Origin of the sequence: Streptomyces albospinus, assembly GCF_014648695.1 — a bacterium.
GTDB lineage: Bacteria > Actinomycetota > Actinomycetes > Streptomycetales > Streptomycetaceae > Streptomyces > Streptomyces albospinus.
On record NZ_BMRP01000019.1, the window covers coordinates 108,830 to 123,860 of the forward strand.

The window sequence follows — 15,031 nt, forward strand, 5'->3', positions numbered from 1 at the left end:
GTTCCCGGACCGGCCCCGGCGTCGTCTGCGGGCCGGTCAGCCCGCGGCGGACTTGCTGATCTCCCAGAAGCGGAAGACGGTCGACGAGTCGAGCGTCCACTCCAGGCCGGAGATGCCCTGGCGGGCCACCGCGTACTGCTTGCCCTGCCAGATCGGGATGACCGGCAGGTCCTTGGCGACGATGTCCTGGAGCTCGCGGAAGGCCCCCTTGGTGGCGCCGCGGTTGGGCTGGTCGGCCGTCTTCGGCAGCAGCTGGCCCGAGATGACGGGCGAGTTGTAGTGGTTGTCCAGCACGTTGTCCTTGCCGAAGAACGGCTGGGTGAAGTTGTCCGGGTCCGGGTAGTCCGGGATCCAGCCCTTCACGTAGGTGCCGAAGCGGCCGGACGCCATGCCCTGCTCGTACTCGTGGGTGGGGACGCTGCGCACCTGGGCGTCGAACAGCTTGCTGGCGTTGAGCTGTTGGGCGATTTCCCGGACGGCGGGGACGGTGCCGGGGCCGTACCGGTCGGGGGTGGCCCACAGGGTGAGCTGGACCTTGCCCTGGATGCCGGCTTCGCGGAGTGCCGCGGCGGCCTTGTCGGGCTGCGGGCGGTCGCCGTAGGTGTCGAAGAACGGGGTGGTGTGGCCGGTGATGCCGGCCGGGACGACCGAGTAGAGCGGTTCGGCGGTGCGCTGGTAGACGTCCCGTACGAGGGTGGAGCGGTCGAGCAGGTAGGCGATGGCCTTGCGGACGCCGATCTTGCCGGCGACCGGGTCGTTCAGGTTGAAGACCAGGTGCATGACCTCGGCGCTGCCGCCCTCGACGACCTGGGTGCCGTGCTGCTGCTCCAGGGAGGCGTGGTCGAGTAAGGCGATGTCCTTCATGGCGAGACCGCGGTAGGCGACGTCGACGTCGCCGCTCTGGACGGCCTTCTTGAGCTGGTCGGTGCCGCCGAAGAACTTCACGGTCATACCGGCGTTCTTGACCTTGGCGGGGCCCTTGTAGGACGAGTTGACGGAGAACTTGGCCTGCTGGGGCCCGTAGGAGTCGAGGGAGTAGACGCCGGAGCCGGTGGCCTTGCCGTCGGTGCGCAGCCGGTCGGCGGGGTAGACGGCGTGGTCGACGATGGAGCCGGCGCCCGAGGCGATCTTCATGGGGAAGGTGGCGTCGGGCGTCTTGAGGCGGAAGACGACGGTCTTGGCGTCCGGGGCCTCGACCGCGTCGAGGGCGGAGAACATCACGGCGGGGCCGTCCTTGTCCTTGATCCGCCGCGTGCGGTCGAAGGAGAACTTGACGTCCTGTGAGGTGAGCTTGTCGCCGTTGCTGAAGGTCAGGCCGTCCTTGAGGGTGCAGCGGTAGACCTTGCTGGCGGTGTCGGTGAAGCCGCAGCTCTCGGCGGCTTCCGGTTCCGGGGTCGTACTGCCCTTGGGGAAGCTCAGCAGCGACTGGAAGACGTTGTTGAACAGAAGCCAGGAGCCGGGGTCATAGCCGGCGGCGGGGTCTGTGGCGACAACCTTGTCCGTCATGCCCATGACCACGGGCTCCCCGTGGCCGGCCGCCGGTGAGTTGTCCGTGCCGCATCCGGCGACCGCGAGCAGAGCTGTCGCCAGCCCCGCTCGGATCGGGGCGGCCAGCCACTGGTCACGCTTCACTCGGTGGTTCCTCACGTTCTGGGTGATGCCGGTCGGGCCGCGGCGGGGGCGCCGCGGCGGCAGGTGGATGCGAGGTGAGGGTACGCGGCACGCGGTCAGCGGGAGACGCCGCGGCCGAGCTCCCAGATCTGTAGCGCCGAGGAGGAGTTGAGGGCCCATTCGACGCCGGTGACGTTATCGCGCGCGGCAACATACTGCTTGCCCTGCCACAGCGGGAGGATCGGGACGTCGTCGGCGAGGATGTCCTGCGCCTCCTTGAAGCCAGCCGCGGCGGCGTTGCGGTCGGCCTGCTGCCGGGTGGCCGGAATCAGATCTGACTCGATCTTGTCGTTCCGGTAGGGCAGGTTGAGGAAGTTCCCCTTGCCGATGAAGGGCGCGATGTAGTTGTCCGCGTCGGGGATGTCGGCGAACCACCCCATGCCGTACGCCGCGTACTTGCCGCTCGACTCGTCGGTGCGGAACTGCTGCCACTTGTCGACGCCCTGGATGCTGACGTCGAAGAGCTTGGTGCTGTTGAGCTGCTGCTGGAGCGCCTGGAACTCCTTCGCCGTGCTGGAGCCGTAGTGGTTCTTGGTGTACGTCAGGGTGAACTTCACCGGGGTGGTGATGTTCGCCTGCGACAGGGTCTGGCGGGCAGCGGGGACGTCGGGGTTGCCGTACTTGGTGAAGAAGGAGTTGATGTGGCCGGTGAGGCCGGTGGGCACGAGCGAGTAGAGCGGGTCGCCGGTGTACGAGTAGACGTCGCGCACGAGCTGGGAGCGGTTGACGACCTGTGCCATCGCCTGCCGTACGGCCTTGTTGGAGACGGCCGGGTCCTTGGTGTTGAAGGCGATGTAGCGGATCTCCTGGCCCGGCATCTCCTGGAGCATGATGTGCTTGTCCCCGGAGTTCTGGAGTCCCTTGACCTGGTCCGGCGACAGGCCGCGGTTCACCAGGTCCACGTCGCCCTTGCGGAGCGCCGACTCCATCTCCGTGGAGTTGTCGAAGAACCGCATCTCGACCTTGTCGTTCTTCACCGTCAGCCCGCCCTTGTAGTCGGGGTTCTTGGTGAAGGTGGCCTTGGTGATGTGGTCGCCGTCGCGCTCGGTCTTGACGGTGTACGGGCCGGAGCCGACCACGTCCCAGCCCTTGTAGAGGCTGTTGTTCGGGTAGACCTGGCTGTCGACGATCGCGGCGGCCGGGGTGGCGAGCTTCTGCGGGAAGGTGGCGTCCGGCTTGGTGAGGTGGAAGACCACCTCACGGTCGCTCGGGGTCTCGACCCGGTCGATGTCGTTGAGCAGCGACACCGGGCCGTTGGTGTAGTTGATGGTCCGCAGGCGGTCGATGGAGAACTTCACGTCCCGCGACGTCAGCGCATGCCCGTTCGAAAACTTCAGGCCGGTGCGCAAGGTACATCGGTACTGCTCGTTCTGGGTGTCGCGGAAGCCGCACGAGTCGGCGGCCTCCGGCACCGGAGCGGTACCGGTCCGGGGCTGCCGCATCAGCGTCTGGAGGGTGCTGCGCAACACGTTCCACGCGTCGACGTCGTACGCCTGCGCCGGGTCCAGGGGCGCCGGCGCCGCCTTGGCTGCCTCGATCTGCGCGGCGACGCCGATGACGATCGGCGAGCCGCCCGAGCCCGCGCCGTCCGAGCTGCCGCACGCAGCGAGAGCCGGGGCGAGGAGTCCGGCCAGCGCCGGCAGCACCAAGGTCTTGCGATTCATCGTCGGCAGGTTCCTTATCAGCGCAGAGGTGTTGCTCGCGTCGAGATTAGTAGGCACCGCCAGCGGGTCATCGACGCAATGGAGTTGCAGCGATATGGCGCGGGATAGCGGCAGCACGGTGATCGATATCCGAACGGTGGAACGTTTCACGCGTTGTTCCACCAATCCGGACACTTACCCCCGTAGAAACCCCCCGCGGAGCGGGGTGGATCACCGTTCGGGCCCGCTGTCGACGGCCGGGGACGTGAGAAACGTCACGCGTTCAATGAACCTGTGGACCACAGGAATTTCACAGGTGTATTCGTCACGGAAAATGAGCGAACCGCTGCCCTGAGTTCCGCGGGATTCCCCGGGACACGCTCAGTGCACGGCTCAGCGGCTTTCCGTGATGAGCGCCCGGAGAAAAGGGAGATCGACTTCCTCTAGCGAGTCCACGACGGTACGGCCCGGGGCGGGCGGGATGGCCGTCACGGACGGCACCGCGACCACCCGGCAGCCCGCCGCCTCCCCCGCCGTGACCCCGGTCAGGGTGTCCTCGACGACGGCGCACCGGGCCGGGTCCACGCCCAGCCGCGCGGCGGCCGTCAGATACGGGTCCGGGTGCGGCTTCGTACGCTCCAGGTCGTCGCCCGCGAGCGTCAGACGGAAGTTCTCGGGGCCGAGGGAGTGCAGCATCCGCTCGATGATGCTCCGGTGCGCGGCGGAGACCAGGGCCGTGGGGACCTCGTGGGCGGCCAGCTCGGCCAGCAGTCTGCGGGCGCCCGGCATCAGCGGGACCCCGCGGCCGATCCGGGCCGTGAACGCCGCGTTGAGCAGCGCGCTCAGCTCCGCCAGTCCGATGTCGGCGCCGGTGGCCCGGAGCAGATAGCCGGCACTGCGGGTCATCGGCCCGCCGACGACGACCTCGCGGTGGGCGTCGTCGAGGGTGTGGCCGAGCTCGGCGAAGACCTCGGACTCCGCCTCCCACCAGAACCCCTCCGTATCGACGAGGGTGCCGTCCAGATCGAGGAATACGGCTTGGAGGGTCGCGGCTTCGGCTGTACGGGTGCCGACTGCGGGGATGCTGCTGGTCATCCATCCACCTCCGTTGGGACGTCCCCGGAGGGACGAAAGGGCCGGCCGCCTCCCCGGGCTGGGGAAACGACCGGCCGCTACCGGACCGACCAGTGTACGACCGTGTGCGGCGAAACGCGTGGCGAGCGCGGATCTCCGTGCGGAGGGCGGGGCGCGTACCTCCGGTTACCGTGCGTTGAAGTACTTCGCTTCCGGGTGGTGGATGACGATCGCGTCGGTGGACTGCTCGGGGTGGAGCTGGAACTCCTCGGAGAGCTGGACGCCGATCCGCTCGGGCCGGAGGAGGTCGGCGATCTTGGCGCGGTCCTCCAGGTCGGGGCAGGCGCCGTAGCCGAGCGAGAAGCGCGCGCCGCGGTACTTCAGCGCGAACATGTCCTCGACGTCGGCCGGGTCCTCGCCGGCGAAGCCCAGTTCGGAGCGCACCCGGGCGTGCCAGTACTCGGCCAGCGCCTCGGCCAACTGGACGGACAGGCCGTGCAGTTCGAGGTAGTCGCGGTAGGAGTTGGACGCGAAGAGCTCGGCGGTGGCGTCTCCGATCTTCGAGCCGACGGTGACGACCTGGAGGCCGACCACGTCCGTCTCGCCGGACTCCTCCGGGCGGAAGAAGTCGGCCAGGCACAGCCGGCGGCCACGGCGCTGGCGCGGGAAGGTGAAGCGGGTGCGCTCGGTGCCGTCCTCGTGGAGCAGGATCAGGTCGTCGCCCTTGGAGACGCACGGGAAGTAGCCGTGCACCACGGCGGCTTCCAGCAGGTTCTCGGTCTGGAGCTTGTCCAGCAGGCCCCGCAGCCGCGGCCGGCCCTCGGTCTCCACCAGCTCCTCGTAGGTGGGGCCCTCGCCGGTACGGGCCTGCTTGAGCCCCCACTGGCCCTTGAAGAGCGCGCCCTCGTCCAACCAGGAGGCGTAGTCGGCGAGCTGGATGCCCTTGATGACCCGGGTGCCCCAGAACGGCGGGGTGGGGACGGGGTTGTCGGTGGCGACGTCGGAGCGGCCCGCGCCCTCCTCCCGCAGACCCGCGGCGCCGGCCGCTGCTGCCTCGGCGGCGGTCTGCCCGTCCCGCTTGGGGACGCGGCGCTGCTTGAGTTCGGGCAGGGTCGCGCCGGGCACGCCGCGCTTGACCGCGATCAGCGCGTCCATCAGGCGCAGGCCCTCGAACGCGTCGCGGGCGTAGCGGACTTCGCCCTCGTAGATCTCGTGCAGGTCCTGCTCCACGTAGGCGCGGGTGAGGGCCGCGCCCCCGAGGATCACCGGGAAGTCGGCGGCCATCTTGCGCTGGTTGAGCTCCTCCAGGTTCTCCTTCATGATCACCGTGGACTTGACCAGCAGGCCGGACATGCCGATGACGTCGGCACGGTGCTCCTCGGCGGCCTCCAGGATCGCCGAGACCGGCTGCTTGATGCCGAGGTTGACGACGTTGTAGCCGTTGTTGGACAGGATGATGTCGACCAGGTTCTTGCCGATGTCGTGGACGTCGCCGCGGACGGTGGCCAGGACGATGGTGCCCTTGCCCTCAGCGTCGGACTTCTCCATGTGCGGCTCCAGGTAGGCCACCGCGCTCTTCATGACCTCGGCGGACTGGAGGACGAACGGCAGCTGCATCTGGCCGGAACCGAACAGTTCACCGACCACCTTCATCCCGTCCAGGAGGGTTTCGTTGACGATCTCAAGGGCCGGGCGGTCCCGGAGGGCCGCGTCGAGGTCGTCCTCCAGGCCGTTCTTCTCGCCGTCGATGATGCGCCGCTTGAGCCGCTCCTCCAGCGGGAGGGCCGCCAGCTCCTCGGCCTTGCCCGCCTTGAGCGACTTCGCCGTGGCGCCCTCGAAGAGCTCCATCAGCTTCTGGAGCGGGTCGTAGCCCTCGGCGCGCCGGTCGTGGATCAGGTCCCGCGCCACCGTGACCTGCTCCTCTTCGAAGCGGGCGATCGGCAGGATCTTGGAGGCGTGCACGATCGCCGAGTCCAGACCGGCCTTGACGCACTCGTCGAGGAAGACGGAGTTCAGGATGATCCGGGCGGCCGGGTTCAGGCCGAAGGAGATGTTCGACAGGCCCAGGGTCGTCTGGACGTCGGGGTGGCGGCGCTTGAGTTCGCGGATCGCCTCGATGGTGGCGATGCCGTCCTTGCGGGACTCCTCCTGGCCGGTGCAGATGGTGAAGGTCAGGCAGTCGATGAGGATGTCCGACTCCCGCACCCCCCAGTTGCCCGTCAGGTCGGCGATCAGCCGCTCGGCGATGGCGACCTTGTGCTCCGCCGTACGGGCCTGGCCCTCCTCGTCGATGGTCAGCGCGATCAGCGCGGCGCCGTGCTCCGTGGCCAGCGCGGTGACCTTGGCGAAGCGGGACTCGGGGCCGTCGCCGTCCTCGTAGTTGACGGAGTTGATGACGGCGCGTCCGCCCAGCTTCTCCAGGCCGGCGCGCAGCACGTCGAGTTCGGTGGAGTCCAGGACGATGGGCAGGGTGGAGGCGGTGGCGAAGCGGCCGGCCAGCTCCTCCATGTCGGCGACGCCGTCCCGGCCGACGTAGTCGACGCACAGGTCGAGCATGTGGGCGCCCTCGCGGATCTGGTCGCGGGCCATCTCCACGCAGTCGTCCCAGCGGCCCTCCAGCATCGCCTCGCGGAACTTCTTCGACCCGTTGGCGTTGGTGCGCTCGCCGATGGCCAGGTACGAGGTGTCCTGGCGGAACGGGACGGTCTGGTAGAGGGAGGCGGCGCCGGGCTCGGGGCGCGGCTCGCGCGCGGGCGGCGTGAGGTCGCGCACCCGCTCGACGACCTGCCGCAGATGCTCCGGCGTCGTACCACAGCAGCCGCCGACCAGGGACAGGCCGTACTCGCCGACGAAGGTCTCCTGGGCGTCGGCCAGCTCGGTGGCGGTGAGCGGGTAGTGCGCACCGTCCTTGCCCAGCACCGGCAGGCCGGCGTTCGGCATGCAGGACAGCGGGATGCGGGAGTGCCGGGCCAGATAGCGCAGGTGCTCGCTCATCTCGGCCGGGCCGGTGGCGCAGTTCAGGCCGATCATGTCGATGCCCAGCGGCTCCAGGGCGGTGAGCGCCGCGCCGATCTCCGAGCCGAGCAGCATCGTGCCGGTGGTCTCCACCGTCACCGAGCAGATGACGGGCAGGTCGGTACCGGTGGCGGCCAGGGCGCGGCGGGCGCCGAGCACGGCGGCCTTGGTCTGGAGCAGGTCCTGGGTGGTCTCCACCAGCAGCGCGTCCGCACCGCCGGCGATCATGCCCTCGGCGTTCTGCTGGTACGCGTCGCGGAGGGTGAGGTACGGGGCGTGGCCGAGGGTGGGCAGCTTGGTGCCGGGGCCCATGGAGCCCAGGACGTAGCGCTGCTGCCCCGTGGAGGCGGTGAACTCGTCGGCAACCTCGCGGGCGATCCGGGCGCCGGACTCGGACAGCTCGAAGACCCGCTCGGGGATCTCGTACTCGGCGAGCGCGGCGTGGTTCGCGCCGAAGGTGTTGGTCTCGACGCAGTCGACGCCGACGGCGAAGTACGCCTCGTGGACCGAGCGCACGATGTCGGGACGGGTGACGTTCAGGATCTCGTTGCAGCCCTCCAGCTGCTGGAAGTCCTCCAGGGAGGGGTCCTGCGCCTGCAACATCGTGCCCATGGCCCCATCGGCGACCACCACGCGTGAGGCGAGGGCTTCGCGGAGTGAGGCGACTCGGGTCGGGCTGGTGGACGATGGCGTCTTCGAGGCCATGGAGATGCTCCCGGGGTTGCGACGGCTGTCGGCTTTGCACCCTCCTGGAGAGGGCGCACCCGGCCAGCGTAGCTGCCGGGTGCAGGACAGGCGTTCCCCATTCCACGCCGTGGACAGCGGCGCCCGGGTGAGGCTCCATCGACTATCCATGATCGTTGTTGGCCCGAATCGCTCCCCAAGAGTCGGCATGGACCGATATCGTTCAGCATTGTCGAACCGCATACTTCGGAGGTCGCCCGATGGCACGCACCATCCAGTCGTTGGAGCGCGCAGCCGCGATGCTGCGGCTGCTCGCAGGGGGAGAACGACGGCTGGGGCTCTCCGACATCTCCTCCTCCCTGGGGCTGGCCAAGGGCACCGCGCACGGCATCCTGCGCACGCTCCAGCAGGAGGGATTCGTCGAGCAGGACGCGGCCTCGGGCCGCTACCAGCTGGGCGCCGAGCTGCTGCGGCTGGGCAACAGCTATCTGGACGTCCATGAGCTGCGCGCCCGCGCCCTGGTGTGGACCGACGACCTGGCCCGCTCCAGCGGGGAGAGCGTCTATCTGGGCGTGCTGCACCAGCAGGGCGTGCTGATCGTGCACCACGTCTTCCGACCGGACGACAGCCGGCAGGTGCTGGAGGTCGGCGCGATGCAGCCGCTGCACAGCACGGCGCTGGGCAAGGTCCTGTCGGCGTACGACCCGGTGGCGCACAGCGAGGTCGTGGAGGCGGAGCGGGAGCCGTTCACGCCGCGGACGGTGACCGGGCTGACGGACTTCGAGGGGCTGCTGGACCTGACGCGGGCGCGCGGCTGGGCCGCGGACGTGGAGGAGACCTGGGATGGCGTCGCCTCCATTGCCGCGCCGATCCATGACCGGCGGCGGATGCCGGTGGGCGCCGTGGGGGTCACCGGAGCCGTGGAGCGGGTATGCCGGGACGGCGAACTGCGGCCGGAAATCGTCGCTGCTGTGAGGGATTGCGCACGTGCGGTGTCCAGGGATCTCGGAGCAGGACGGTTCTGACCGGTTTTGTGGCGAATGTCCACCTAAGTTTTTCGCCATAGAACCCTTGACGAGGTCTGGGAGGTGAACAAAACTGCCGTTCGTCGGTCGGCATTGTCGAACACCTAACGACAATATTCGCTATGGTGTGGACTGCCGCGGGCCGACCAACGCCCTCTCGGAGGGCGCGGACCACCGGAGGGACCCGGGGTTCGCCTTCCCCTGGACGAAGGACAAAGGAGTCGCCGGTGTCCAGCTCCGACATCTTCCTCAGCGAAACGATCGGTACCGCAGTTCTGATCTTGATGGGTGGCGGCGTCTGTGCCGCCGTCACGTTCAAGCGCTCCAAGGCGTTCAACGCCGGGTGGGTCGCCATCGCCTTCGGGTGGGGCTTCGCCGTCCTCACGGGCGCCTACATCGCCGCGAAGTCCGGCGCGCATCTCAACCCCGCCGTCACCATCGGCCTCGCCATCAAGGGCGCCATCCAGTGGAGCCAGGTGCCGGTGTACTTCGCCGGTGAAATGCTCGGCGCCATGATCGGCGCGGTGCTGGTGTGGGTCGTGTACTACGGACAGTTCCGGGCCCATCTGACCGACCCCGAGGTGCTGGCCAACCACACCAGCGAAGAGGGCATGGTCGATCCGACCGCCGCGCCGAAGGCCGGCCCGGTGCTCGGCATCTTCTCCACCGGTCCGGAGATCCGGAACGTCGTGCAGAACCTGGCCACCGAGATCATCGCCACCATTGTGCTCGTGCTGGCGATCCTCACCCTCGGGCTGAGCGACAACGGCAAGGGCGTCGGCCCGATCGGCACGCTGCTGGTCGCACTGGTCGTCACCGGCATCGGCCTGTCGCTGGGCGGCCCGACCGGATACGCCATCAACCCGGTCCGCGACCTCGGCCCGCGCATCGTGCACGCGCTGCTGCCGCTGCCGAACAAGGGCGGTTCAGACTGGGGTTACGCCTGGATCCCGGTCGTCGGCCCGCTCGTCGGCGGCGTCCTCGCCGGTGGCATCTACCAGCTGGCGTTCGCCTGAGCCGTCCGACCGCCCGCCTCAGCCCGCACAGACTTCTTGGAGCACACACCATGAGCGACACCCACAGCACCTCCTCCCACGGCCACGGTCCGTTCATCGCCGCCATCGACCAGGGCACGACCTCCAGCCGCTGCATCGTCTTCGACAAGGACGGCCGGATCGTCTCGGTCGACCAGAAGGAACACGAGCAGATCTTCCCGAAGCCGGGCTGGGTCGAGCACGACGCGGCCGAGATCTGGGCCAATGTGCAGCAGGTCGTCGACAACGCCGTCCAGAAGGCCGGGATCACCTCCGCCGACGTCAAGGCGATCGGCATCACCAACCAGCGCGAGACCACGGTCCTCTGGGACAAGAACACCGGTGAGCCGGTCCACAACGCCATCGTCTGGCAGGACACCCGCACCGACGCGCTGTGCAAGGAACTCGGCCGCAACGTCGGCCAGGACCGGTTCCGCCGGGAGACCGGGCTGCCGCTCGCCTCGTACTTCGCCGGGCCGAAGATCCGCTGGCTGCTGGACAACGTCGAGGGCCTGCGCGAGCGCGCCGAGCGCGGCGAGATCCTCTTCGGCACCATGGACTCCTGGGTCATCTGGAACCTCACCGGCGGCGTCGACGGCGGCCACCACGTCACCGACGTCACCAACGCCTCGCGCACCCTCCTGATGAACCTGCACACCCTGGAGTGGGACGAGAAGATCCTCGCGTCGATCGACATCCCGGCGGCCGTGCTGCCGGAGATCCGCTCCTCCGCCGAGGTCTACGGCACCTCCGCCTCCGGCGCGCTGGCCGGCGTCCCCGTCGCCTCGGCGCTCGGCGACCAGCAGGCCGCGCTCTTCGGCCAGACCTGCTTCGACCAGGGCGAGGCCAAGTCCACGTACGGCACCGGCACCTTCATGCTGATGAACACCGGCCACGAGCCGGTCAACTCGTACAACGGGCTGCTCACCACGGTCGGTTACCGCATCGGCGACCAGCAGCCGGTCTACGCGCTGGAAGGCTCCATCGCCGTCACCGGCTCGCTCGTCCAGTGGATGCGCGACCAGATGGGGCTCATCAACAGCGCGGCCGAGATCGAGACCCTGGCCAGCACGGTCGAGGACAACGGCGGCGCGTACTTCGTGCCGGCCTTCTCCGGCCTGTTCGCCCCCTACTGGCGCTCGGACGCGCGCGGTGTCATCGCGGGCCTGACCCGCTACGTCACCAAGGCGCACATCGCCCGGGCCGTCCTAGAGGCCACCGCCTGGCAGACCCGCGAGATCACCGACGCCATGACCAAGGACTCCGGCGTCGACCTGACCGCGCTCAAGGTCGACGGCGGAATGACCTCCAACAACCTGCTGATGCAGACCATCTCGGACTTCCTGGACGCACCCGTGGTGCGCCCGATGGTCGCCGAGACCACCTGCCTCGGCGCTGCCTACGCGGCCGGACTGGCCGTCGGCTTCTGGTCCAGCACCGACGAGCTGCGCGCCAACTGGCGCCGGGCCGCCGAATGGACCCCCCGCATGGACGCGGCCACCCGTGACCGCGAGTACAAGAACTGGCTCAAGGCCGTTGAGCGGACCATGGGCTGGCTCGACGACGAGAGCTGACGAGGAGCACATCATGAGCACCCTGCAGAGCGTCCCGGCCCTCGGGACGCACCCGGCCGACGGTTCCACCCCGAGCCGCGCCGAAACCCGGGAGCAGCTGTCCAAGGCGACGTACGACCTCCTGGTGATCGGCGGCGGCATCCTGGGCATCTCCACCGCCTGGCATGCCGCGCAGGCCGGGCTGCGGGTGGCCCTGGTGGACGCCGGCGACTTCGCCGGCGCCACCTCCTCCGCTTCCTCCAAGCTGCTGCACGGCGGACTGCGCTACCTCCAGACCGGTGCGGTCAAGCTGGTCGCGGAGAACCACTTCGAGCGGCGTGCGGTGTCCCGCCAGGTCGCCCCGCACCTCGCCAACCCCCTCACCTTCTACCTGCCCGTCTACAAGGGCGGCCCGCACGGCGCGGCCAAGCTCGGCGCGGGCGTCTTCGCCTACTCCGCGCTGTCCGCGTTCGGTGACGGCGTCGGCCACGTCATAAGCCCGGCCAAGGCCCAGCGCGACGTGCCGGAGCTGCGCACCGACAACCTCAAGGCCGTGGCCGTGTACGGCGACGACCAGATGAACGACTCCCGGATGGCCCTGATGACCGTCCGCGCGGCCGTCGCGGCCGGCGCCACGGTCCTCAACCACGCCGAGGTCACCGGCCTCCGCTTCACCCAGGGCCGGGTCACCGGCGCCGAGCTCAAGGACCGGATGGACGGCCAGGAGTTCGGCGTGAACGCCCGCCTGGTGCTCAACGCCACCGGCCCGTGGGTGGACCACCTGCGCAAGATGGAGGACCCGAACGCGGCCCCCTCCATCCGCCTCTCCAAGGGCGCCCACCTGGTCCTCAAGCGGACCGCCCCCTGGAAGGCCGCGCTGGCCACCCCGATCGACAAGTACCGCATCACCTTCGCCCTCCCCTGGGAGGACATGCTGCTCCTCGGCACCACCGACGAGGAGTACGAGGGCGACCCCGCGGACCTCACGGTCACCGAGAAGGACACCGCCCAGATCCTGGACGAGGCCGCGTTCTCCATCCGCGACCAGCAGCTGTCCCGCGACCTGATCACCTACTCCTTCGCGGGTCTGCGGGTACTGCCCGGCGGCCCCGGCGACACCTCCAAGGCCAAGCGCGAGACGGTGGTCACCGAGGGCAGCGGCGGCATGCTGTCGGTCGCCGGCGGCAAGTGGACGACCTTCCGGCACATCGGCCGCACGGTCATGAACAAGCTCGCCGCGCTGCCCGGCCACCCGCTGGCCGACGACATGGAGCCGATCTCGCAGCTTCCGAAGAAGCTCCCGCTGCCCGGTATCGCCAACCCCAACGCGGTCGCCCACCGGCTGCTCGTCGACGGCGGCACCCCCGGACCGCGGATGGCCCCCGAGACCGCGCGGCACCTCGCCACCCACTACGGCTCGCTGTCCTTCGACATCGCCCGGCTGGCGAACGACGATCCGGCGCTGGCCGAGCGCATCCACCCGGACGCCCCGGAGATCTGGGCGCAGGTCGCCTACGCCCGGGACCACGAGTGGGCCGCGACGGTCGACGACGTGCTGCGCCGCCGTACCACGCTGACCATCCGCGGGCTGGACACGGAGGACGTGCGGGCCCGGGTCAAGGGGATGCTGACGGACTGACGCCCATACCTGACGGCGCGTCAGAGCGCCGTGGGTGAACGATGATGGGGCGGCCGAGGGCCGCCCCATCGCCGTGTCCGGGGCCGGGCGGACGCCGCGTACGACGGCGCCCGGACACCCCGTGACCGTGCCATGCCACTGACATACCGCGGCAATGTCCGGCGCGCACAGTGAGAGGGCCCCCGACGGGCGGTATCCGACGCCGGAAGGACCCATGAAATTCTCCGTGCTCTCCCTCATCGGCCACGCACCGCACCCGCTGACCGGCCGGCTCCCCTCCCCCGCGGACCGGTTCGAGGAGGTCGTCGCGACCGGCGCTGCGGCCGAGCGGCTCGGCTTCGACGCGTACGCCGTCGGCGAGCGGCACGCCGGGCCGTTCCTGTCGTCGAGCCCGTCGGTGGTGCTGGGGGCGCTGGCCGCCCGGACCTCCCGGATCCGGCTGCTGACCGGGGTGACGGTGGTGGCGGTCCTCGATCCCGTACGGGTCGCCGAGGACTACGCGACGCTCACCCAGCTCGCCCGCGGCCGGATCGAGCTGGTCATCGGCAAGGGCGCGGAGGCCGGCCACTTCGATCTCTTCGGGCTCGACGAGGCGCGGCAGTGGGACCTCCAGGCCGAGAAGTACGAGCTGCTGCGCCGCCTGTGGAGCGAGGAAGGCGTGGACTGGGAGCGAGTTCCGGCCGCCGCTGAAGAACGTGACGACGCTGCCGCGCCCCTACGGCGGGCCGCCGCGCATCTGGCACGGCTCCGCCACCAGCCGCAACTCCCCCGAACTGGCCGCGAAGCACGGCGATCCGCTGTTCACCGCGAACGCGATACAGCCGCGCGCCGCCTACGCCGAACTCATCGCGTACTACCGCGAGCGGTTCGCCGCGTACGGCCACGACCCGGCGCGGGCGCGGGTCGCCGCGGGCTCCGGCGGGCTGCTCGTCGCGGACACCGAGCGGCAGGCCGCGGCGCGCTACAAGGACCTCTACGAGGCCAGGGTCGCCCAGACCTTCCGACCGCACCTGGCGGGCCGGGCCGGCTACAACACCCCGTTCCGCACCATCGAGGACGCCATCGCCGACGGCCCCCAGCTGATCGGCTCCCCGCAGCAGATCATCGACAAGATCCTGGGCTACCACGGGGTGTACGGGCACGATCTCCAGTCGATCACCGTCGACGGCTTCGGCCTGGAGCACGGTGAGCAGTTGGAGACGCTTCAGCGGTTCGCCGAGGAGATCGCGCCCGTGGTGCGCCGGGAGGCGCCGAGCACCCTGTGGGAGGAGGCAGGGGTGTAGAACCGCGCGAGGGCGCCCCGGGCAAAGGCCCCGCGGGCCATAATGGGCCCAGACATCGGATGTCTGTGCCGGTCGGTGCGGAGGTCCGGGCGGGTCCGAGCGGGGAGGGCGGCCATGGCGGTCACCGACGAGGCCATCGAGAAGATCAAAGGCATGATCGTCTCCGGGTCGCTGCGGCCGGGCGACCGGCTGCCGAAGGAGAGCGAGCTGGCGGCCGAACTCGGGCTGTCCCGCAACTCCCTCCGGGAGGCGGTGCGGGCGCTCTCGCTCATCCGGATCCTGGACGTCCGCCAGGGCGACGGCACCTACGTCACCAGCCTGGACCCGCAACTCCTCCTGGAGGCCATGAGTTTCGTGGTGGACTTCCACCGCGACGACACGGTGCTGGAGTTCCTGGCCGTCCGCCGGAT

The 15,031-nt window shown here is 69.7% G+C and carries 9 protein-coding genes and 1 pseudogene; 6 read left to right on the top strand and 4 right to left on the bottom strand.

Annotated features, from left to right (window positions below):
- Positions 1-36 precede the first annotated feature (36 nt).
- The 4 genes from IEZ17_RS24870 to metH form a co-directional block, all read right to left on the bottom strand.
- Positions 37-1,632 carry an ABC transporter substrate-binding protein gene (locus IEZ17_RS24870; RefSeq protein ID WP_189303690.1) on the bottom strand — a complete coding sequence of 532 codons (1,596 nt, stop codon included), beginning with the start codon at positions 1,630-1,632 and terminating at the stop codon, positions 37-39.
- 95 nt (positions 1,633-1,727) lie between these two features.
- On the bottom strand, positions 1,728-3,335 hold the full coding sequence (locus IEZ17_RS24875; RefSeq protein ID WP_189303692.1) for an ABC transporter substrate-binding protein: 1,608 nt from the start codon (positions 3,333-3,335) through the stop codon (positions 1,728-1,730).
- Between the two features lie 372 nt (positions 3,336-3,707).
- Positions 3,708-4,409 carry an HAD family hydrolase gene (locus IEZ17_RS24880; RefSeq protein ID WP_189303695.1) on the bottom strand — a complete coding sequence of 234 codons (702 nt, stop codon included), beginning with the start codon at positions 4,407-4,409 and terminating at the stop codon, positions 3,708-3,710.
- A gap of 165 nt (positions 4,410-4,574) precedes the next feature.
- Complete coding sequence (metH, locus tag IEZ17_RS24885; RefSeq protein ID WP_189303697.1) at positions 4,575-8,108, bottom strand: methionine synthase; 3,534 nt, start codon at positions 8,106-8,108, stop codon at positions 4,575-4,577.
- Between the two features lie 239 nt (positions 8,109-8,347).
- Here metH and IEZ17_RS24890 point away from each other — a divergent pair, with 239 nt between their 5' ends.
- The 6 genes and pseudogenes from IEZ17_RS24890 to IEZ17_RS42780 all read left to right on the top strand — a co-directional run.
- On the top strand, positions 8,348-9,112 hold the full coding sequence (locus IEZ17_RS24890) for an IclR family transcriptional regulator (protein WP_189303699.1): 765 nt from the start codon (positions 8,348-8,350) through the stop codon (positions 9,110-9,112).
- A 227-nt stretch (positions 9,113-9,339) separates the two neighbouring features.
- On the top strand, positions 9,340-10,128 hold the full coding sequence (locus tag IEZ17_RS24895; protein WP_189303701.1) for an MIP/aquaporin family protein: 789 nt from the start codon (positions 9,340-9,342) through the stop codon (positions 10,126-10,128).
- A 50-nt stretch (positions 10,129-10,178) separates the two neighbouring features.
- Positions 10,179-11,720 (top strand): glycerol kinase GlpK, encoded by a 1,542-nt coding sequence (glpK, locus tag IEZ17_RS24900; protein WP_189303703.1) that lies wholly within the window; start codon positions 10,179-10,181, stop codon positions 11,718-11,720.
- A gap of 13 nt (positions 11,721-11,733) precedes the next feature.
- Positions 11,734-13,338 (top strand): glycerol-3-phosphate dehydrogenase/oxidase, encoded by a 1,605-nt coding sequence (locus IEZ17_RS24905; protein ID WP_189303705.1) that lies wholly within the window; start codon positions 11,734-11,736, stop codon positions 13,336-13,338.
- A gap of 214 nt (positions 13,339-13,552) precedes the next feature.
- Positions 13,553-14,621 (top strand): annotated as a pseudogene (locus IEZ17_RS24910) (LLM class flavin-dependent oxidoreductase).
- A 114-nt stretch (positions 14,622-14,735) separates the two neighbouring features.
- On the top strand, positions 14,736-15,031 hold a 296-nt coding region (locus IEZ17_RS42780), incomplete at its 3' end, for a FadR/GntR family transcriptional regulator (RefSeq protein WP_229852606.1).